The organism is Streptomyces sp. NBC_00223, from assembly GCF_036199905.1.
GTDB lineage: Bacteria > Actinomycetota > Actinomycetes > Streptomycetales > Streptomycetaceae > Actinacidiphila.
Genome location: NZ_CP108109.1, coordinates 939,812 through 960,634, shown reverse-complemented (window position 1 = coordinate 960,634; position 20,823 = coordinate 939,812). Strand labels below are relative to the sequence as shown.

The 20,823-nt window shown below is 73.0% G+C and carries 9 protein-coding genes and 1 pseudogene; 3 read left to right on the top strand and 7 right to left on the bottom strand.

Translation table 11 applies throughout. The features are described 5' to 3' along the window. Positions 1–4 precede the first annotated feature (4 nt). Together OHA30_RS03945 and OHA30_RS03940 are read right to left on the bottom strand one after the other, a co-directional pair. Positions 5–3,808, bottom strand: a complete 3,804-nt coding sequence (locus OHA30_RS03945; protein ID WP_328912387.1) for a type I polyketide synthase — start codon at positions 3,806–3,808, stop codon at positions 5–7. Next, on the bottom strand, positions 3,801–12,386 hold the full coding sequence (locus OHA30_RS03940) for a non-ribosomal peptide synthetase (protein ID WP_328912386.1): 8,586 nt from the start codon (positions 12,384–12,386) through the stop codon (positions 3,801–3,803). Before OHA30_RS03940 ends, OHA30_RS03945 begins: the two co-directional genes overlap by 8 nt. Positions 12,387–13,579: 1,193 nt before the next feature. Here OHA30_RS03940 and OHA30_RS03935 point away from each other — a divergent pair. Together OHA30_RS03935 and OHA30_RS03930 are read left to right on the top strand one after the other, a co-directional pair. Beyond that, the gene (locus OHA30_RS03935; RefSeq protein ID WP_405785819.1) at positions 13,580–14,857 is read left to right on the top strand and encodes a phthiocerol/phthiodiolone dimycocerosyl transferase family protein; all 1,278 of its coding nucleotides are present in this window, start codon (positions 13,580–13,582) and stop codon (positions 14,855–14,857) included. A 31-nt stretch (positions 14,858–14,888) separates the two neighbouring features. Further along, entirely contained in the window at positions 14,889–15,410 is a 522-nt protein-coding gene (locus tag OHA30_RS03930) for an RNA polymerase sigma factor (RefSeq protein WP_328912384.1), read from the top strand. 310 nt (positions 15,411–15,720) lie between these two features. Here OHA30_RS03930 and OHA30_RS03925 read toward each other — a convergent pair whose 3' ends face one another. Next, complete coding sequence (locus tag OHA30_RS03925; protein WP_328912383.1) at positions 15,721–16,074, bottom strand: hypothetical protein; 354 nt, start codon at positions 16,072–16,074, stop codon at positions 15,721–15,723. Positions 16,075–17,510: 1,436 nt separating this feature from the next. On the opposite strand from OHA30_RS03925, the gene OHA30_RS03920 reads away from it, so the two are divergent. Continuing rightward, entirely contained in the window at positions 17,511–17,843 is a 333-nt protein-coding gene (locus OHA30_RS03920) for a MerR family transcriptional regulator (protein ID WP_328912382.1), read from the top strand. A gap of 124 nt (positions 17,844–17,967) precedes the next feature. On the opposite strand, the pseudogene OHA30_RS33890 reads toward OHA30_RS03920, so the two are convergent. The 4 genes and pseudogenes from OHA30_RS33890 to OHA30_RS03905 all read right to left on the bottom strand — a co-directional run. Continuing rightward, positions 17,968–18,072: pseudogene (locus tag OHA30_RS33890) on the bottom strand (IS5/IS1182 family transposase); the annotation flags it as partial. Between the two features lie 216 nt (positions 18,073–18,288). Beyond that, the gene (locus OHA30_RS03915) at positions 18,289–18,492 is read right to left on the bottom strand and encodes a cold-shock protein (RefSeq protein WP_328912381.1); all 204 of its coding nucleotides are present in this window, start codon (positions 18,490–18,492) and stop codon (positions 18,289–18,291) included. Positions 18,493–18,778: 286 nt separating this feature from the next. Further along, the gene (locus OHA30_RS03910; protein WP_328912380.1) at positions 18,779–19,087 is read right to left on the bottom strand and encodes an SCO5918 family protein; all 309 of its coding nucleotides are present in this window, start codon (positions 19,085–19,087) and stop codon (positions 18,779–18,781) included. A gap of 70 nt (positions 19,088–19,157) precedes the next feature. After that, positions 19,158–20,702: a DEAD/DEAH box helicase gene (locus OHA30_RS03905; RefSeq protein ID WP_328912379.1), complete on the bottom strand. Its 1,545-nt coding sequence runs from the start codon at positions 20,700–20,702 to the stop codon at positions 19,158–19,160. Positions 20,703–20,823: the final 121 nt, after the last annotated feature.

The window sequence follows — 20,823 nt, the reverse complement described above, 5'->3', positions numbered from 1 at the left end:
GGGTTCAGCCGGAGACGGCGCGCAGGGCCTTGGCCACCACCGCGCCGATCTCGGCCATCGGCCCGGGTTCGGTCATTTCGTAGTGGCCGCAGGGCACGGCGTGATCGGTCAGCGATCCGTCGACGTACGGCCGCCAGGAGTCCGCCTTGCCCGGCGCGAGGGAGAGGTCGGCGCCGTCGGCGCCCGCGTCCTCGGTCGCGCTGAAGAACAGCACGTCGCCGCGGAACACACCGGGGCTGAACTGTGGTGCGATCCGCAGGTTGTTGCGCATCACTTCGGCGATCGCCGCGGCCTCGGCGCGCGTCACCGGAGCCGCGGCGGCGCCGTCCGCCGGGTCCTCGCCGATCCGCGCCAGCACGCCCTCGACGTCCGGGACCGCGCCGTCCGCGGCGGCCGGCAGGCCCGCCACCCGCGTCAGCAGCGCGGCCACCTGCCGTTCGGCCTGTTCCGGGTCGTGGAGCGTACCGTGCGTCTGCGGGGCGTCCAGCAGAGCCAGCAACTCGACCCGCTCACCGCGCTCCTGGAGCGCGCAGGCCATGGCGTGCGCGACGAACCCGCCGTAGGACCAGCCCAGCAGCCGGTAGGGGCCCACGGGCTGTGCCTCGCGGATGAGGTCCACGTACGACGCCACCATGGACGCGGCGTCCGGTGCGGGCGGACGGGTGCCGTCGAGGCCGTACGCCTGGATGCCGAAGACCGGCTGGTCCGGGCCGAGATGCGGCAGCAGACCGGTGTACCGCCAGGAGACGCCCGCTCCGGGATGGAGGCAGAACAGCGGCGTCCCCGCGCCCTCCCGGCGCAGCGGCAGCAGCGGGCGCAGCGTGTCGGAGGACGGGCCCCGGCGGTCTTCGGCCGAGGCCAGCAGCCCGGCCACCGTCGGTTCGGCCAGCAGCGTCGCGGCCGGTACGTCGAGCACGCCCGTCGCGCGCAGCCGGCCCACGAGGAGCACGGCCCGCATCGAGTCGCCGCCGAGGTCGAAGAAGTTGTCGTGGACGCCGATGCCCTCGATGCCCAACTGCTCCTGCCACAGCTCGGTCACCGCCTGCTCCCGGTCCGTGCGCGGCGCCACGTGCTCGGTCGTCAGCAGCGGACGGGACATCCGTCCGCCCCCGGGAGCGACGGCCCGCTCCCGCTCCGCCGCCCCGGAGACGGCGCGCGCGCCCGGGGCGTCGATCCAGTGCCGCCGCCGGTCGAAGGCGTAACCGGGCAGCCGCACCCGGCGCGCGGGCGCGGCGGGGTCCGTGCCGTCGGGCAGCGCCCCCTCGACCCCGGCGGCCCACAGCCGTCCCAGCGCACCGGCGAGGACGAAGCCGTCCGGCCCGCTCGCCTTGGCGTGCCGCATGGTCGCCACGGTCACCGGCTCCTCGCCCGTCAGGCGGGCGCGGGCCAGTTTGGTCATGCTGTCACCGGGCCCGATCTCCACGAGCACCGGTCGAGCGTCCGCCCACAACGCGCCGACCCCGTCGGCGAACCGTACGGTCCGCCGCGTGTGGTCGACCCAGTGCCGTACGTCCGTCGCCTGCGCGTCGGTGATCCAGGTGCCGGTGACATTGGTGACGTACGGGATCCGGGGCGGTCGCAGCCGCAGGGTACGCAACTGCCCGGCGAAGGTGTCCAGGATCGGGTCGAGGACGTGGGAGTGGGCGGCGGCGGGCATGCGCAGCCGGCGGAACGGCACGTCCCGGCGGGTGAGTTCGGCCTCGAACCGGGCCACCGCCTCTGTCTGCCCGGCGACCGTGCAGGCCGCGGGGCCGTTCACGGCGGCGAGCGACAGCTGCGGGCCGAGCAGCGGGGCGACGGCGTCCGCGGAGGCGGCCACGCCGACGGTCGCCCCGCCGCGGGAGGAGATGAGCCGGATCCGCTCGGCGACCACCGGCAGCATCTCGTCGAGATCCATCACGCCGGCCAGGCAGGCCGCCGTGTACTCGCCCAGGGAATGCCCGATCAGCGCGTCGGGGCGCACCCCCTGCTCCATCAGCGTCCTGGCCAGCGCGTACTCGGTGACGACCAGGGCGAGGAAGGCGGTCGTGCTGCCCGGCTCGACCCGCTCGAACAGGGCGGTGCGCAGATCGCCGCCGACGACCGGCCGCAGGACGTGCGCGCAGTGGTCCACCACGTCGCGGTAGACGTCGTTCTCCCGGTACAGCCCGGCGCCCATGCCGACGTACTGGGTGCCGCCGCCCGGCAGCAGGAAAGCCACCCGTGGCGGATCGTCGGGCACGGGACCCACCGGTGGCTGCGGAGCGCGGAGCGCGGCGACCGCCTCGGCGGCCGTGGTGGCGCTGACGGTGAGCCGGTGGCGCAGCGCCGGGCGCTCGGTGCGCAGGGAGTGCGCGACGTCGTCGAGCCGCAGTGCGGGGTGGCGTTCCAGGTGATTGGCCAGGGCGTCGGCCTGGCCGCGCAGGGCGCCCGCGGTACGCGCGGACAGCGGCAGGACATGCCGCCGGGGGGCCGCGGTGGGCCGGGGCGGCTTCGGGGCGGGCGGTGCCTCCTCGATGATGACGTGGGCGTTGGTGCCGCCGACCCCGAAGGCGCTGATCGCCGCCCGGCGCGGACGGCCGCCGTCCGGCCACTCCTCCAGCTCGGTCGGCACCCGGAACGGGCTGGACGCGAAGTCGATCAGCGGATTCGGCGCGTCGAAGTGCAGGCTGGGCGGTATGCGCCGGTGCTCCAGGGCGAGTACGGCCTTCACGAACCCGGCGATTCCGGCCGCCGCGCCGAGATGCCCGATGTTGGTCTTGACCGAGCCCAGCGCGCAGAACCCGCGCCGGTCCGTGCTCGCCCGGAACGCCTCGGTCAGCGCCGCGACCTCGATCGGGTCGCCGATCCGGGTGGCGGTGCCGTGTGCCTCGACCAGCCCGATGGTGTCCGCGTCGATGTCGCCCTGGGCCTGGGCGGCGAGGATCACCTCGGCCTGGCCGGACGCGCTGGGAGCGGTGAACCCGACCTTGCGGCGCCCGTCGTTGTTGATCGCCGAGCCCCGCACCACGGCCCGGATCCGGTCCCCGTCGGCGAGCGCGTCCCCCAGCCGCTTCAGTACGACCACCCCGACCCCGTCGCCCGAGGAGGTGCCGGCCGCGTCCGCCGCGAAGGCCCGGCAGCGCCCGTCGGGCGAGAACGGACCGTCCGGCACGTGCCGGTACCCCAGGAGCGCCGAGGGGTTGAGGGACACCGCCCCGACGAGCGCCAGGTCGCACCGGAAGTCCAGCAGGTCCTGGCACGCGGTGTGCAGCGCGACCAGCGCCGTGGAGCACGCCGTCTGGAGCGACAGACTCGGCCCGGTGAGCCCGAGTTCGTAGGAGATCCGGGTGGCCAGCGTGCCCAGTGAGTTGGCGGTGGCCGCGTGCACCAGAGCCATCGACCCCGGCTGACCGGCGTAGTGGGGATACAGGTGCGCCGGGTAGTAGCGGCTGTCGCCGGCGCCCGCGTACACGCCCGTGGTGATCTCCGACGCCTCGCGCACCTGCCCCGCGTCCTCCAGCGCGCGGTACGCCGTCTCCAGCAGCAGCCGCTGCTGCGGGTCGACGACGGCCGCCTCCGCCGGACTCATCCCGAAGAAGTCCGCGTCGAAGCGGTCGATTCCGCCGACCACGGACGCCATCCGGATCAGGGTCGGGTCGTCGAGGTCCTCCGGGTCGCCGCCCGCCGCGAGGAACTCCTCGTCGGTGATGGGCCGTATCGCGTCGCGGCCCGCGGTGAGGTTCTCCCAGAAGGCGTCGACGTCGTCCGCGCCCGGGAAGCGCGCCGCCATGCCGATCACGGCGACGGCGGGCATCTCCTCTTCCGGCGGGGTGGTGGGCTCAGCCATCGGTCCGGTCCTTCCTGTCCCGTACGGAGCGCCGGGCGCCACGGGCCGCCCGCTGTCGCTGTGCCTGCTGCCTCGCCCGGTCCAGGCCGGAGGGCCGGTCCGGCGCGGGAACCGCCCCGGCATCGGCGGCGGGGCCGACCGCGCGGCCGGCCAGGTGCCGGGCGAGCGCCCGCACCGTCGGATGGGTGAACAGGTCCACCACGTCGAGTTCGCAGCCCAGTTCCTTGTTGATCGCCGTCTGAGCGCCGACCAGGAGCAGCGAATTGCCGCCCAGATCGAAGAAGTTGTCGTCATGGCCGACCCGGTCCCGGCCCAGCACCGCGCACCAGACGGCGGCGAGCCGGGTCTCCAGACGGCGTGCGTCCGCGGCGGACTCGGGGGCCTCGGAGTGTACGGCGGCCGTGCCGGCCGACCGCAGCACCCAGGACTCGCCCGCCGCGCCCCGGGCCGCCGCGCGGTACAGCGAGCCGAGGTCGGTGCCCTCGTCGAGGGTGACCCGCGCGGCGAGCCGCCGCACCTGCCGTACGGGGCCCGCCAGATGGCTGCGGACCCACGGCGCCGTTCGGTCGGTGCCGACCAGGATGTGCGGCTCGTCCAGGGTCCGCGCGAAGTCGAAGGAGCGCAGCGCCGCCGCCGGGTCGAGGACCCGGTAGCCGCGGGCCTCGGTCAGCGAGGTGAGGCCGTAGCCGCGGCTCATGCCGCGCTCGCGCCACATGCTCCACGCGAGACTCTGCCCGGGCAGGCCCAGGTGACGGCGGTGCACGGCCAGGGCGTCCAGGAAGGCGTTGGCGGCCGAGTACGCGGAGTTCATCGCGCCGCCGAAGTAGCCGTTGACGGAGGAGAACATGATGAAAGAGCCGACCGGGTGCTCGGCCGCGACCTCGTGCAGCGCCCAGGCACCCCGCACCTTCGCGTCCAGCGCGGTCCGCCAGCTCTCCGTGTCCAGCTCGCGGGCCGGCCGCTCGTCGAAGGCACCGGCCAGATGCAGCACCGAGGTCAGGGGCACGCCCCACGCCCCGGCCGCCTCCCGCACGGCGGCCCGCACCTGGACGGCGTCGGTGACGTCGGCCCGCGCGTGGCGCACGTCCCCGAGCCGGGCGAGCCGCCGCAATTCGTCGCCGGGCTCACCGCGGCCGAGCAGCAGCAGCCTCGTGCCGGGGGTCTTGAGCAGATGCTCGGCGATCTCCACACCGACCCCGCCCAGACCGCCGCTGATCAGGTGGAAGCCGGCGGCGGGCGGCCGGGCGCGTGTCGGCGGGTCGGGCAGGGGGGCCAGCCGGCGCACGTGGCGCAGCCCGTCACGGTGGGCGACCTCGGCCTCCACCGGCGCGTCCGTCAGCTCGGCGAGCAGCGTGTCCGGGTCCCAGTCCGGCGCCAGGTCGACGTGGACGCCCCGCAGCCAGGGCAACTCCTCGCGCAGGGACGTGAGCAGACCCACCGAGGTGGCGTGGTCGCAGCGCGGCAGGTCCCGGGGCGTCACGGCGTGCGCGCCGGCCGTGACGAACAGCAGCGGCAGCGGGCGCTTGTGATCGTGCCGGCCGGCCAGCGCGTGGACGAAGGCCAGCAGCGACTCGGCGGGATCGCCGTCCTCGGGTGCGCCGAGGACGATCACCGCGTCGAGCTCGCGCCCGTCGGCACCGAGCAGCTCCAGCACGGCGGCGAAGTCGTCGGCCTCCGCGGGTCGTACGCGGTAGGCGGCGGCGTCGATCCGTTCGTAGGCCCGCCCCGGCGCGACCACCGTGCACAGCCCGCCCCCGGCCCGCAGCCGCCCGGCCACCCGGGCGGCCGGCCCGAGGTCGCGGCTGGCCAGTACGAGAACGTGCCGCCCGGCCGCTTCCATCGGCGGACGCAGGGCGTCGGCCCGCAGCCACACCGGCCGCAGGAACCAGTCCGGCAGCGTGGCCGCGCTGCCGAGCAGCAACTGTGTCTCGCGGACGGCCTCGTCGAAGTCGCCCGCCTCGAAGGACTTGCGGAGCTTGGTGCGCTGGATCTTCCCGATCTCGGTCTTCGGGATGTCCCCGGCGTCGACCGGGATCAGGAAGGCGGGGCTCACCCCGATCTCCCGGGTCACCTTGCCGCCGATCTCGCGCAGGGCGTCGGCCGGGTCGTGGCCCGGCGCGAGCTGGAAGAAGAGGGCGAGTTCGTCGGTGGTCGCGGACGGGTCGGAGCGGACCGGGCAGGCGGCCGTGAAACTCCGCACCACACAGGGGAGTTCCTCGACGCAGGACTCGATCTCGTGACTGTAGTGGTTGACACCGTTGACGATGATGAGGTCCTTGGCCCGGCCGGTGATGTACAGCTCACCGTCCCGCAGGAAGGCGAGGTCGCCGGTGTCGAACCAGCCGTCCCCGGTGAACGACTCCGCGTTGGCCTTCGCGTTGTCGTGGTACCCCTGGGTCACCGAGGTCCCGCGCACCTGGAGCAGACCCGCGTCGCCCTCGGCCAGGACGGTGTCGCGGTCGTCGACGATCCGCATGGCGAAGCCGGGATACGGCAGCCCGCAGCTGACGAAGGACTCGTCGCGGTCCGGCGGTTCGGCGGACAGCACGCCGTCGGTGACCACCGAGCAGGTCTCGGACATGCCCCAGCCGGGGTGCATCACGTCCTGCGGCAGCCCGAACGGGCGCAGCGCGCGCAGGAAGCCGCGCGCCGCGGAGGCGACGACGACCTCGCCGGCGTTCATCACCAGCCGCATCGGCGACAGGTCCCAGGCGCGTCCCTCGAAACGGTGCGCCTGCTCGGCGAGGAGCCCGAAGGCGAAGTTGGGCGCCCAGGTGACGCTGACCCGGTGCCGGTCGGCCAGGTCGGCCCAGCGCAGCGGGTCCTGGAGGATCCAGGAGGTCGGCGCGTGGATCTGGCGGCAGCCCAGATACACGTCCCGCAGATGGAACATCACCACGCCGGTCACATGGTCCAGCGGGATCCAGTTGAGGGTGACGTCGTGCTCGCCCAGGCCGTTCATGGCCTCGGTGGCCGCCGCCCGGGTCAGTACGCCCCGGTGGGTGATCCGCACGGCCTTCGGCAGGCCGGTGCTGCCCGACGTCATCAGCAACAGGATCAGGTCGTCCGGTTCCGCCGCGTGCCAGTCGCGGTCCTCGGGCGCCTCGCGCAGCGCGTCGGCGGTCGTCAGCCGCGGCTCCGGCCAGCCGTCCCGGTCGGCCAGTTCGCGCAGCCCGGGCGCGTCCGACGCCGAGGCGACGATCCACGGCCGGTCCAACATCCGCCAGATGCCCTCCAGTTTGCTGAGGGCGGCCGAGGGGGCGGCGTAGGTCAGGGGCACGGTCAGGGGCACGGCCACGAACCCGCCGAGGACACATCCCCACAGCACGGCCACGAAGTCCTCCGTGTCCGAGCACTGGAGGACGACCCGGTCCCCGGGCCGCAGCCCCCTGCGCCGCAGTCCGGCCAGGACGCGGGAGGCGTCCTCGGCGAGTGCGGCGTAGCTGCGGCGGGTCTCGCGGCCGTCCGCCCGTACGTGCACGATCTCGCCGTGCGGCTTGGCCGCGGCGCGGGTGAGGGCTTCCGCCCAGCCCCGGACGGACGGCTCGGGCAGGGGAGGACCCTCGCTGAGGGCCGGGGCGCGGCCGGCCCGGGACCCGGCGTCGGGGAGGGTCTGCGGCCGGCTCTCCGGCCGGGGCGGTCCGGCGTGGATCCGGCCCAGCTCCTCCGGAACGTCCTCCGCTTCGACCCTCGCCTCGCGGACGCCGGTCAGCCGGGCCAGCTCCCGTTCCCAGCGGGTGGCGGCGGTGCGGTCCACGGCGGGCAGCGCGCGCAGGGCGTCGACGTCCAGGGCCCCGCCCGGGGTGCGCGGCAGCCCGGACACCGCGGTGACGCGAGCGGTGGTGTCGAGGACCCGCTCCACCTCGTCGGACACGGCGGCCCGGCCGGGCACCACGTACAGCGACACCGGATCGGCGGCGTCGCGCGACGGCAGGGCGATCGCGTCGCGCACGCCGGCCACCCGCAGAGCCGCGGCGGCCGGGTCACCGGGCAGGGCCCGCGGCCGGGGCCCGCGCGCGGGCAGGTCGCTCACCCGCAGCGCCGGATCCGCGCACACGGCGCCGAGGGCGGCGGACAGCGCCTCGGTGAAGCGGGCGGCGGTCTCCGGGGCGAACAGGTCGGTCGCGTACTCGACATGGAGGTCCAGGCCCTGGGGCGCCCCCCACTTGTCACGCCGTTCCAGGACGTCCACGAAGAGGTCGAACTTGGCGGTGCCGGTGGCCGTGGGCCGCAGCGGGGTGCGCCGGCCGCCGAGCCGGAGCACCGCCGGCTCGTTGTTCTGCAGGGCCAGCATGACCTGGAACAGCGGATGACGGGCCGGGTGCCGGGGCGGGTTGAGGACATCCACGAGCAGGTCGAACGGCAGATCCTGGTGGTCCAGGGCGGCGAGGTCGAACCGGCGGGTCCGCGCGAGCAGTTCACGGAAGTCCGGGTCGTCCGAGACGTCCGTGCGCAGCACGAGGGTGTTGGTGATCAGCCCGATGACGTCGTCCAGCGCGGCCTCGGAGCGTCCGGCCACCGGCGTGCCGATCGCCAGGTCGGTGCCGGAGCCCCAGCGGGACAGCAGGGCGGCCACGGTGGCGTGCAGGACGGTGAACAGACTCGCGTCCTCGGCCTCCGCCAGCCGCGCCAGCCGCTCGTGCAGCGCCGCGTCCACGGTCGCCGACACGCTCCCGCCCGCGCCGGCGGCGACGGCGGGCCGTGCCCGGTCGGCGGGCAGGGTGCTCTCCGCGGGCAGCCCCGCCAGGGCCTCGCGCCAGAAGCCGGTGAGCTGCTCCAGCCGGCCGGGCCCGGCCGGCGCGGGGGCCAGCACGCCGCGCTGCCACAGGGCGTAGTCGGCGTACTGCACCGGCAACGGCTTCCCGTGCGGCGCCCGGCCCTCCCCACGGGCCTCGTAGGCGGCGCTCAGATCCTCCGCCAGGGGCCGCAGCGACCAGCCGTCGGCCGCGCTGTGGTGCAGGACGAGCAGCAGCGTGCGGCGTTCCCCGGCGCCGACCACCGCGGCCCACAGCGCGCTCTCCCGCGTCAGGTCGAAGCGGTGCCGGCCCGCCGCGGCGACCTGCGCGTCCACCTCCTCGGCCGGGCAGTCCACGATCCGCAGCTCCGGGCGCAGCGCCCCGGGCGGCAGGACCCGCTGGTGCGGACCGTCGCCATCGTCCGCGAACACCGTGCGCAGGCTCTCGTGCCGGTCCACGACATCGGCGAGCGCCGCCCGCAGCGCCACCTCGTCGACCTCGGGCTCCAGCGGGACGGCCAGGGGGATGTTGTACGTCGCCGCGGCGCCGCCCAGCCGGTTGAGGAACCACATCCGCTCCTGGGCGAAGGACAGCGGCACCCGCGCGGGACGCGCCGCCGCCTCCAGAGCGGGCAGCCGCAGGGCCGCGGCGGACTCCTCCGTCAGCCGTACCGCCAGGGCGGCCGGCGTGGGCGTGTCGAAGAGCACGGTCATCGCAATGTCCCGGCCGGTCTCGGCGCGCAGCCGGGCCAGCAGCCGCACCGCCAGCAGGGAGTGTCCGCCCAGGTCGAAGAAGTCGGCGGCTACGCCCACGGATCCCTCGGGCAGTCGCAGCACCTCGGCGAACAGCCGGCAGACCAGGGCCTGTTCCGGCGTCGTGGGGCCCGGCCCGGTGGCGGCGCCGGCGAAGTCCGGCTCGGGCAGGGCCCGCACATCGAGCTTGCCGTTCGCGGTCAGCGGCAGCGCGTCGAGCAGCACGCACGCGGCCGGGACCATGTGGCCCGGCAGCCGCTCGGCGACATGGGCGCGCAACTCGGCGGGGAGCGAACGGTCTGCCCCGGCGGGATCTCCCCCGGCGGGATCTCCCCCGACGGGAACGGCGTAGGCGAGGAGCCGCGGTTCGCCGTCCGCGGTCCGGCGTACGACGACCGCCGCCGCGGCGACCCGGGCGTGCTCGGCGAGTACGGCCTGGATCTCGCCGGGTTCGACCCGGAACCCGCGGATCTTCACCTGCTCGTCGCCGCGTCCCCGGTAGTGCAGGACCCCGTCGGCGGTACGCCGGGCGAGGTCTCCGGTGCGGTACATCCGCGTGCCCGGCGCCCCGAACGGGTCCTCCAGGAACCGCTCGGCGGTCAGCTCGGGCCGCCCGAGGTAGCCGGGAACCACCCCCGGGCCCGACACGTACATCTCGCCGGTGACCCCCGGCGGAACCGGCCGCAGCGCCCTGTCGAGCAGGTGGACGCACAGGTCGTCCAGCGGAGCGCCGATCACGCTGGGCCGAAGCGGGTCGTCGAGGTGGGCGCGGGTCAGGCGCTGGAGGGTGACATGGACGGTCGTCTCGGTGATGCCGTACATGTTGATCAGGGCCGGCGCGGTCAGGCCGTACCGGTCCGCCCACGGCCGCAGCCGCTCGGCCCGCAGCGCCTCGCCGCCGAACACGACGTAGCGCAGAGCCGTTCCGGCGCGCTCGCCCTCCAGATCGGCCCGCATCAGCTGCTCGAAGGCGGACGGCGTCTGATTGAGCACGGTGACCCGCTCGTCGCGCAGCAGCCGCAGGAACTCGCGCGGCGAGCGGCTGACGAGGTACGGCACCACGACGAGCCGCCCGCCGTGCAGCAGCGGGCCCCACAGTTCCCACACGGAGAAGTCGAAGGCGTAGGAGTGGAAGAGCGTCCACACGTCGTCCGCGCCGAAGTCGAAGTGCTCGGCGGACGCCTCGAACAGCCGCAGGACGTTGGAGTGCGGGACGGGTACGCCCTTGGGACGGCCGGTGGAACCGGAGGTGTGGATGATGTAGGCGATGTCGTCCGGGCCGGTGGGCCCGGTGCGGTCCGCGTCGGTGAGGTCGCCGTCCGGGTGCGCGGCGAGTTCCTCCGTGGTCACCTGGCCGCCCAGGACCACGGTCGGCGCCGGTATCGCGGGAAGCGCGCCCGCGGTCCCGGCGTCGGTGACGAGCACGGCCGGGGGTACGTCCTCGGCGACCAGCCGCAGCCGCTCCGCCGGGTGGCCGGTGTCCAGCGGCAGATAGGCGGCGCCGGTCTTCAGCACGGCGAGCAGCGACACGACGAGCCGTGTTCCGCGGGGCAGCGCCAGCGCCACCACCTTGCCGGGTCCCGCACCGCGCGCGACGAGCAGCCGCGCCAACCGGTTCGCGTCCGCGTTGAGTTCGGCGTAGGTGAGGTGTTCTCCCCGGTAGGTCACCGCGGTGGCCCCCGGGACGCGGGCCGCCTGTTCCTCGAAGCGCCGAGTGAGGGTGCCGGTGACGGTACGGGCGCGCCGGGGCCGCGTCCGCGGCGCCTCGCCCGGCAGCAGCAGCGAGACGTCGGCGAGAAGCGCGTGCTCGTCACCGGCGGTGAGTTGTCCCAGCAGGAGGAGGAACCGCCGCAGATGGGTGTCCAGTTCGTCCTGCTCGTAGGCGGCCGGATTGGCGTCGAACGCCAGCCACAGCGCGCCGGCCTCGGCTCCCGGGCGCACGCTGATCTGAAGGTCGTCGACCGCGCCCCCGGACAGGTGGTGGGTGGTCGAGGGATGTCCCGCGAAGGTCAGGTCCTCGGAGAACGGCACGATGTTGACCACCGGTCCGTGCGGCCGCCGCCCCGCGCCCAGCAGACCCAGGTCGCGGCGCACGAACTCGCCCCGGTACTGCTGGTGTCGGCCCAGCGACCGGAGTTCACCGGCCACCGACCGGATCAGCTCGGCCACCGGCGCGGTGGGGGAGAGAGTGACGCGCAGCGGCAGGATGTCGGAGGCCGTGCCCGGGGTGCGCAGCACGGCCGAGCCGAGACGGCTCATCGTGGCGAGGCCCAGGACCAGGTCGTCGGCGCCGGTCATCCGGTGCAGATACGCGGCGACGGCCCCCACCAGCAGGTCGGTGCGGGAGACCCCCAGACGGGCGGCCGCCGCGCCGATCGCCGCCGTCTCGTCGGGCGTGAGGTCGTGGGTGCGGCGCAGGAACGGCGCCTCGGGCGGGGCCGTACGGTCGGTGAGACGGACCGGCTCGGGGGCCCCGGTGAGCCGGTCCGCCCAGAACGCGCGGTCCCGGTCGTGGCGCTCGGAGCCGAGATAGGCGGCATCCTCGGCCCGGAGCCGCGCGACCGGCTCGAATCCGGCCGGCCCGGGGTCGCGCCCGGCGGCGAGAGCGGTGTAGGTGTCGGCGAGCCGGCGGGCCACCAGCTTGTAGCTGTAGCCGTCCAGCAGGATGTGATGGGCCCTCAGGAACCAGATGAACCGGTCCTGGCCCAGTGAGATCAGCGCGTGCGAGAACAGCGGCCCCGAGACGAGATCGGTCGCCATCGCCAGGTCCTGGCGGATCCAGTCCTCCGCGGCGCCCCGCGGATCGGGCTCGGCGCTGACATCGACGCGGTGCAGCGGCCAGTCGTCCGGGTCATCGGCAGGCACGCAGCGCGGACCGTCCGGGGTGTCGAAGAAGCGCAGCGCGAAGGTGTCGGCCTCCGCCACGGTCCGGCGTAGCGCTGCCTCGAACAGGGCGGTGTCGACCGGGCCGTGGATCTCCACGTACTCGCCGGTGTTGTAGGCGGCCGTGTGCGCCGCCAGCCGGCCGGCGAACCACAGACCCTCCTGGGCTCCGGAAAGCTGTCGACGTTCGTGCTCGTGGACTGACATGGCACCAACCCTCAATGGCGAGTGGTATTCACACGAATCACTGGACGGTCCCGGCCGGGGCGCCGGACAGACGGAGGGGCCGTATTCGATGCCGCGCCCGCCGGGGCGCCGGAATCGTCCCCGCAAGGCGCTGTCCGAGGGGGAATACGAAGGGAAAATCGAGGGAGCCGGAAGGCGGCGGAATGACGCGGCACGGGAATCGCCTGGGCAGGCGGCGATCATCTTCCGCCGCCTCACTCTGCACGACCGGGAGGCGGCCAGTCAAGGGCGCCCCGGGGCGGCGCGAATTCTCCCGGGAAGGGAAATGATTTGAGACATTCTCGTCGGACGCCCCATTGCCCGCCCCGCGACGGTGTGCCGGAGGCCCGTGAACCGGGTGCGGCCCGGGGCACGGGGGCCGGTCGGCACTCCTGTCTCCCGTGGACGGAAGCGCATGTGGCGGCGGTGGCGGCACCTCGAACACCCGCTTGCACGAGGTGCCGGTTCACGCGGTCCGGCCCCCCGCGCGGTCGGCGAACCCTGTCACGGCGGGCTACGGGCCGACTGCGGACCGGAGGCGCGATTCAGTCAACTGGACTCATACGCAAGCAAGTTGATGGTCCCCGTGTGAAAGCATACGGAGGAGCGGAAGACGGGACGGCCAGACCTCCCGGAAGGTTGGTGTCCCGGAGCGACGGCGCTGCGGGCCCGTCGCCGGTCTCCCGCGGCAACCCCCGGCCGCTCCGGGCCGATCCGCCGGCACACGAACCGGCGTCGGCGCGGACCGTGCGGTACCGGGGACCGAGTAGGCGCGGACGCTTCACCGGCAGGGGGGAGCGGCGGTGCCGAGTCCGTCGATCAAGCGAATCCGGATCGAACCCGAAGGCGGCTCAGGAAAATCGACGAGGTGACCGCCGGCCGGCCGACTTCGTCTGCCACGCATCGATTTTACCGGTGAAAGAGATTCCGGTCGGAACTTCCGGCTGTTCTTCAATCGCTGGACGGCACTGTTCCGCTCGGCGGTGCCTTCCGGCACGGTGATCCGTCCGCGTGTTTCCTGTCCGTTCCCGAAAACTGCTTTCCCTTACTACGTGGGCCGACCGCTCACGCGAAGAATCCGGCAGGTCCGAGCAGAGAAGACGTCAGGCGTGCTCTCCCGCGGAGCGAGGCCGACGCGGAGAAAGGCTGTGTGCATGCGACGCGTGCTGTGCCCCGTGGAAGACCTTTACGTTGCCCAGCGAAGCAGGGCCGTCCTGTCCTGCGACCTGGACGGTCCCGTCGACACGGCGGCGCTGTCCGCGGCGTTCGAGGCGATCACGGCGGAGCAGCCGACACTGCTGACGCGCATCGTCCCGGACGGCGACGGTCACGCCCTCGAAATCCTCCCGGACGCCGAGCGGCCCCGGCTGCGGATCCGTACCGGCGGCGCCGAGGCGTACACGGAGGAGATCAACAGCCCGCTGACGGTGGGGGGTCCGCTGACCCGGGCGGTCCTCGTGGGCGGTCCCGACGGGCACCGGCACACTCTCGTCCTGACCGTCGACCATGTCATCACCGACGGACACAGCGCCATCGCCCTGCTCAACACCCTCTGGGACCGCTACCGGGAGATCACCGGCGGCACGGAGTCCGCGCGTCCGCCCGCCGCCGGACTCCCCGCGCCCATCAGTACGCTGCTGCCCCACTCGGACGCCGCCGAGACGGCCAAGTACCTGGAACAGCGGGTGCGGGAGGCCGGCCGTCACCCGGTCGAACTCGTCCCGTACGACGTCGACGCCACCGGGGAAGCACCGGAGGAGCCCCACCGCATCGAGGTCCAGCGACTGCTGCTCGACGCCGGGCCGACCGCCGGGCTCCGCGCGCGGGCACGCGCGGAGGGCCTGTCCGTGCACGGCCTGATAGGCGCCGCCCTGCTGCTCGCGGCCCGCCGGCGCCTGGACGGCCCGGGCCCTCGCGTCCTGCGCTGCATGTCACCGGTCGATCTGCGCTCGCGTCTGTCGCCTCCGGTGCCCGCCGACGTCATGGTCGCCGCCGTCACCACGCACCTCCAGGCGCTGCCGGTCGACGAGGACACCGACGTACTGGAGCTGGCGCGTGAGGTCGGGGACGGTCTACGGGACTTCCTCGACCGGGGCGACCACTTCCAGGAGATGCGGATCATGCCGTCGGTCCCGCGCCATCCGACCCTTCACCTCGGCACGGTCATCGTCACCAACATGGGCGCCGTGTCCGGGCCGAGCCTCCCGGACGGCCCGCGCATCACCGACGTACGGCTCGTGCCCGCCCGCGAGCACTATTTCCCGCAGGCCGGACGCAGCCCGCTGATGGCCTGCGTCGCGTCGTTCGACGGCCGCCTGGCCATCGAGTTCCCGCACCACACCGCCTGCTTCAGCCCGGCGTTCATGCGCGGACTGCGCGACGAGGTACAGACGGCCCTCCTCGCTCTCGCCGAGTCCGACGAAGAGCGTCACCGGTCCTCCGCCACCGTCTGACACCGCGTCGCCCGAGGAGCACCCCTCCGAGATGAACTCCGAGACCGAATCCCTCACCCCCGTCGCCGTGCTGCTGTCCCGGGCCCAGGCCGGAGACGCGCGGGCGATGAACGACCTGCTCGCCGAGATCACCCCCTACGTCACCCGCATGTGCGTCCCGATAGCCCGCGACAACCGCTCCGACGCCGTCCAGGAGGCCCTCCTGGCGATCTACCGGGGCCTCGGCACCCTGCGCGAACCGGCCGCGTTCTACGGCTGGGTGCGCTCCGTCACCACCCGGGAGGCCGTCCGTACCGTCAAGCGGCTGCGGACGGAGGTCGCCTGCTCCCCGGTGGAGCCGGGACAGCAGACCGGCTCCGTGGACGCCGTGCACATCAACGACGTCCTGGACCGCCTGTCCGAGGCCCACCGCCAGATCCTGGCGCTGCGGTTCTACGGACTCAACGAGGACGAGATAGCGACGACCCTCTCGCTTCCCGTCGGCACGGTCCGGTCCCGTCTCTTCCGCGCCCGGCGCCGCTTCCAGGAGGCGTGGCAGCCGCGCGCGGCCTGAGCGGCCGGCACACAGGCGCTGTGCGCGGGGTCAGCGGGCGCGCGTTGCGGCGGCCCGTCCGGCCGCCGCCGGGACGGCGAGCCGCCCCGGCGGTCGACCTCCTGCCGCCGTTCGCCGTCGGGGCGGTGGCGGTCGGTCGGGACCGCCCACGCGTCCGGCCCGTCCGGCCCGTCCGGCCCGCTCGGCCTGCGCCGCCGGTTCGGCCCGCACGGTCGGTCCGGACCACGCCGCCTCCCCGACCCGTACGGTCTACTCGGGCGAATTCCCAACAGCGTCAGGCGCCGAGGCCGAGCCCAACAGACACCGCGGGTCACAAATCGTGCGCCCCGGATACGACTGCGACTTTCCAGGCAGCACTGCCGCCCCGAATACGGACAGCGAGAGACTGGAGTGCGGTATCGATGTAGACGCTTCCGACGACGATGGGGCGGTTGCAGTTGATCCGAATGGGAGAGCTGTCCGGATCATTCCGGTCGATGATCGTCGTTTTGCCCTTCCCTGTGCACGCCGTGTGAATGGTGTATACGTTCGTCAGCGCTGTGAAGTTGGGAAGATCGGCATCGGCCGTACCGGTGGTCTCAGGAACGAGGACCGTTGCCTTCGCGGGCAGGTGAAGGCCTGTGTCCACGGCGGACCCGGGGCCGTCGGCGCTGGAGTCCGACACGGCTGGGGTGTGGGCCTTCGGGGTGTCGGGGCTGGTGTCGCGGCTGGTCGCGCCGACGGATCGACGGCGGTCAGGCTGCGGTGGAGACGATGCGCCGCAAGCGCAAGGTGCTGGTCCATGCCCTGCACTACGCGATGGGGCGTGGTGAGCTGGGCAGCCACCCGCTGGCGAAGGTCCGCTGGAGGGTGCCCGAGCCGGCGGTGGGGGGTGGATCCGCGGGTGGTGGCCAACCCGAACCAGGCACGGGATCTGCTGGCGGCCGTCTCCTATGTCGGGGGGGTACCGGCGGGCGCGGGGGCGCCGGCTGGTGGGTCTGTTCGCGGGGATGTACTACGCGGGCCTGCGTCCGGAGGAAGCGGTCGCTGTGGCGCTGCCGGACCGCCGCTTGCCCGCAACCGGGTGGGGCAGGCTGATCGCGCACCGTACCCCTGCCGCAGGTGGGCACCGGTGAGGTCGTCGCGGAACCACGTCGCGTCCTCGCTCTCCAGCAGCACCACGCTCATCGCGTGCACCCAGCCGCGTACGCCGGGATCGCGGGCCGCTTCCTGCTGATATGGCCGTAGCCCATCGCAACCCTCCCGATGCGAACGTCGTTCCGACGCAGATCCCACCGGTCCTGCTGGCGGCCGTCTGCCCCCGAAGGGGAACGGTGATCGCTTGGGGGAGGGCGCCTTCCTCGGGTTTTGGAGCAGGTTACCTCTGCCCCCGGCGACGGAAAATCTGTGATGGCCGGAGTAGACATTGGATGGTGGCGTGGGTATGGTTTCTCTTGTAGCCAGAAAGACAGCGGGCCCGGCAGAGACGAACTGCCGGGAAGCAGTACGCACAAGGTGCAGGTCGGTGCGGTGGTGGAGTTCCGAAGCCAGGGATGTTGCCAGACGGGCGATGGGACTGACGACCGGACCGGGTGGCCCGCAGTGATCAGGGGCCGCCGTGAGCAGTACCGGTAAGTGCAGTGTGCAGTAACCAGCAGTGAAGTCAGTGAGCAGTACCTCGGTGAAGGCGTCGGCTGCGGGCGCGCGCACCGGGAGGTTCGGCAGTGGGGTTCCAAGCCAGAGAAAACGCAGGACGGGCGACGGGGCTGGCTGTCGAAGAGTGGTGCTCGTAAAGGCCACGCAGTATGCGTATCACCGGTAGTACAAGAAGTGTGCAGTTCACGTTTGGCAGGCAGTTGATCCAGAGGGAAGAACGGAGGAGTTGAGCGCCATCGGGATCGCCCGGGCGGAGTGTTGAGTCCGGGTACCGCAGGACATCGATAGTGAGGTGGTCTCCGGTCAAGCAACCGCGATCCCCGCACCTGCCGCTCACCTCCTGGTGGCGGTGCGGACACAGTAGGCCGACGCAGTAGCAGGGTCGGCAGATGGTGTAGCAGTTCCTTCGGGGCCCCGGCGCACATGGCGCCGGGGCCCCTCCAGCGTGTTCCACAGAGAGGCGAGATGACAGCAGACGACTCGTTCGGCCGACTCGATGACGACGACTACCCCGCCTACACCATGGGCCGGGCCGCCGAGATACTCGGCACCACTCAGGGCTTCCTCCGCGCGATCGGCGAAGCCCGCCTGATCACCCCGCTGCGCTCCGCGGGCGGCCACCGGCGCTACTCCCGCTACCAGTTGCGCATCGCGGCCCGCGCCCGGGAACTCGTCGACCAGGGGACCCCGGTGGAGGCGGCCTGCCGCATCGTGATCCTCGAAGACCAGCTCGAAGAAGCCCAGCGCATCAACGAACAACTACGCCGTTCCCAACTCGGCGACCGGGCCGACATCTGACCGGTGTCCCTGACGCGAGGGCGTGTCTGCGGCTCGCGGCCCCTGGGAGCATGGGGGCAGGCTGTGTTGCGGTCCAGTGACCATCAGGTGGGTCGGATCAGGCGCGGGATGGTGTCGTGGGGGAGTGGCGGGAGGACGCGGCGACAGTGCGGTCGCGGACCGGGATCAAGGTCCCGTCCACGATCCACAACCGTTCGACATCGGCGACGTCAGGCGGACGTGCGGGTTGATGTCGGGGGCGCGGTCCTCGGCGAGGCGTAGGAGCTCCTCGTGGTGTGTGTGAGTCGCACGGGCGCCTACGGACGCGCGCTTCGCCGAACCAGCCGGTGCCTCCCGGCCGCGACCGTCGGATCGCGGAGGGGTCTGGACCGGGAAGACCGCCGTGTCTACGCTGCGGGGCCGCCGGACAGCGAGCCGACTGAGACGGGCTGGGAGTGGCTCGGCATCAGTCGCAGACGATGTTTTCTGCGTACAGACCCCTTGGGTTCCGCCCGATGTCGAAGTGGACCTTCTGGCCTTCGGTCAGCCCAGGAAGAGCGTCGTTGACGAGATTGGAGTAGTGCGCAAAGACGTCTTCACCGTCGCCCGACTGCTCGATGAACCCAAATCCTTTAGCTGAATTGAACCATTTCACAGTACCTGTGGCCATTCTGTACCTCCTGCTCGCTCGGCGTGCGGCAACAGATTCGTGAACTCCGCATCTATGCGGCAATTTCTTATGCCCCCGCCGACGGCTGGTGGGGCATAGGGCTGAGCGTTCGCCTGCGACATGCAACGTTCGGCGACCGCTCGAATCGGAAGCCCGGCACGGCCGTTGGCCGCGTTGGTGCAGGCCGAGGAGTGATCTCCGCGCTTGGGACGAGGTGGGATCGGGCGCCTGCTGCTCGGAGCCAGGCGCCCGCCGGTGTGCCGCGAGAGCGGGTTCTCCTCGTGGGTCAGGCTGTCACGGGGATGCCGAGCAGTGACTGGGCTGTCCGGAGTGGGCTGGAGGCGGTGGCGGGGACGTGGGTGGCGGTGTTGCGGCAGGTGTAGCCGAGGCTGATGAGGGCGCGGGTCATCTCGGCGGCGCTGAAGTCCCGGCGGTCCTGGCGGGTGATCACTTCTCCCACCTGCTTCACGGGGTAGTGGCGTCGGCCGATGATCACGTACTCGCCCGTGACGACTTCGGGTTTGATGCCCTTCATGGACGCTTGCACGCCGCTCTTGGTGAGGTCGAAGGGGAAGCGGGCGATGATGCAGCGCATGGGACCTCGCGGAGATGAGGGGGATGGGGACAGGAGCCGGTTCGCACTGGTGAGTGCGGTCCGGCGGCGTTCAGGCCGCCGGGCTGAGGGCGGTCCGGCGGCCCGGGGTTCCCGTCGAGGCCGTGGTCGGACGGGTGGAGCGCCGGGCCGCGGCGGGGCGGCTGCGCCTGCCGCGCGCGGAGGCGGCGGACACGCTGCGCCTGGCGCGGTCGGTGACCGGCTCGGTGATGGTGACGGGCACGCCGGAAGGCGTGCGGGCTCCGGTGATGCGGTTCAGCTCGGCTTCCCCGGACCGGATCTGGGTGGTCTGCGGGGTGATGCCGGCGGTGGTCATCAGCCGGGTCATCTCGCGGCGCTGGCTGGGCAGGACCAGGGTGACGACGCGGCCGGACTCACCGGCGCGGGCGGTGCGTCCGCCGCGGTGCAGGTAGTCCTTGTGGTCGGCGGGCGGGTCGACGTTGACCACCAGGTCGAGGTCGTCGACATGGATGCCGCGGGCGGCCACGTTGGTGGCCACCAGCACCGTGACGTGCCCGGTCTTGAACTGCGCGAGGGTACGCGTGCGCTGTGGCTGCGACTTGCCGCCGTGCAGCGCCGCCGCCCGTACACCGCTCTTGAGCAGGTGTTCGGTGAGCTTGTCGACGGCGTGCTTGGTGTCGAGGAACATCAGCACCCGCCCGTCGCGGGCCGCGATCTCCGTCGTCGTGGCGTGCTTGTCCGTGTTCTGCACGTGCAGAACGTGGTGCTCCATGGTGGTGACCGCGCCGGCGGACGGGTCGACGGAGTGGACCACCGGGTCGTTGAGGTAGCGGCGCACCAACAGGTCGATGTTGCGGTCCAGGGTGGCGGAGAACAGCATCCGCTGGCCCTCGGGGCGCACCTGGTCGAGCAGCGCGGTGACCTGCGGCATGAAGCCCATGTCGGCCATCTGGTCCGCTTCGTCCAGGACGGTAACGCCGACCTGGTGCAGGTGGCACGCGCCGCGGTCGATGAGGTCCTTGAGCCGTCCGGGCGTCGCCACGACGACTTCCGCTCCGTCGCGCAGCGCGCTGATCTGCCGGCCGATGGACATGCCGCCGACGACCGTGGTCATCCGCAGCCGCAGGGCGCGGGCGTACGGGGTGAGGGCGTCGGTGACCTGCTGGGCCAGCTCGCGGGTCGGAACCAGCACCAGGGCCAGCGGCTGCCGGGGCTCGGCGCGCTGTCCCGCGGTGCGGGCCAGCAGGGCCAGGCCGAAGGCGAGGGTCTTGCCGGAGCCGGTACGGCCGCGGCCCAGCACGTCGCGTCCCGCGAGGGAGTTGGGCAGTGTGGCGGCCTGGATCGGGAAAGGCACGGCCATTCCCTGCGTGGCCAGCGACGTCAGCAGAGCGGCGGGCAGGTCGAGCTCGGCGAAGGTCTCCACCGGCGGCAGGGCCGGAGTGACGGAGACCGGCAGGGCGAACTCGCCCTGCGGGGCCGAGGGCCGCCGGCCGCCGTAGCTGCCGGAGCGGGACGGGCCGCCGGAACGGCTCGGGGCCTGGCCGCGGTATCCACCACGGCCGGAGCCGGAGCCGGAGCCGGAACCCGGGGAGCGGGTGCGGGAGTAGCGGTCGGTGGAGCGAGCAGTGCGGTTCACGGAGAACCTTCCTCGATGCGGTGCGTCGAGGAATCCCCGGCGGCAGAGGAGCCGCACAAGGAGCACAGGAACGAACCGATGAAAGTGAATGTACGAAGCGGGCCGTCTGGGGCTCTCGACG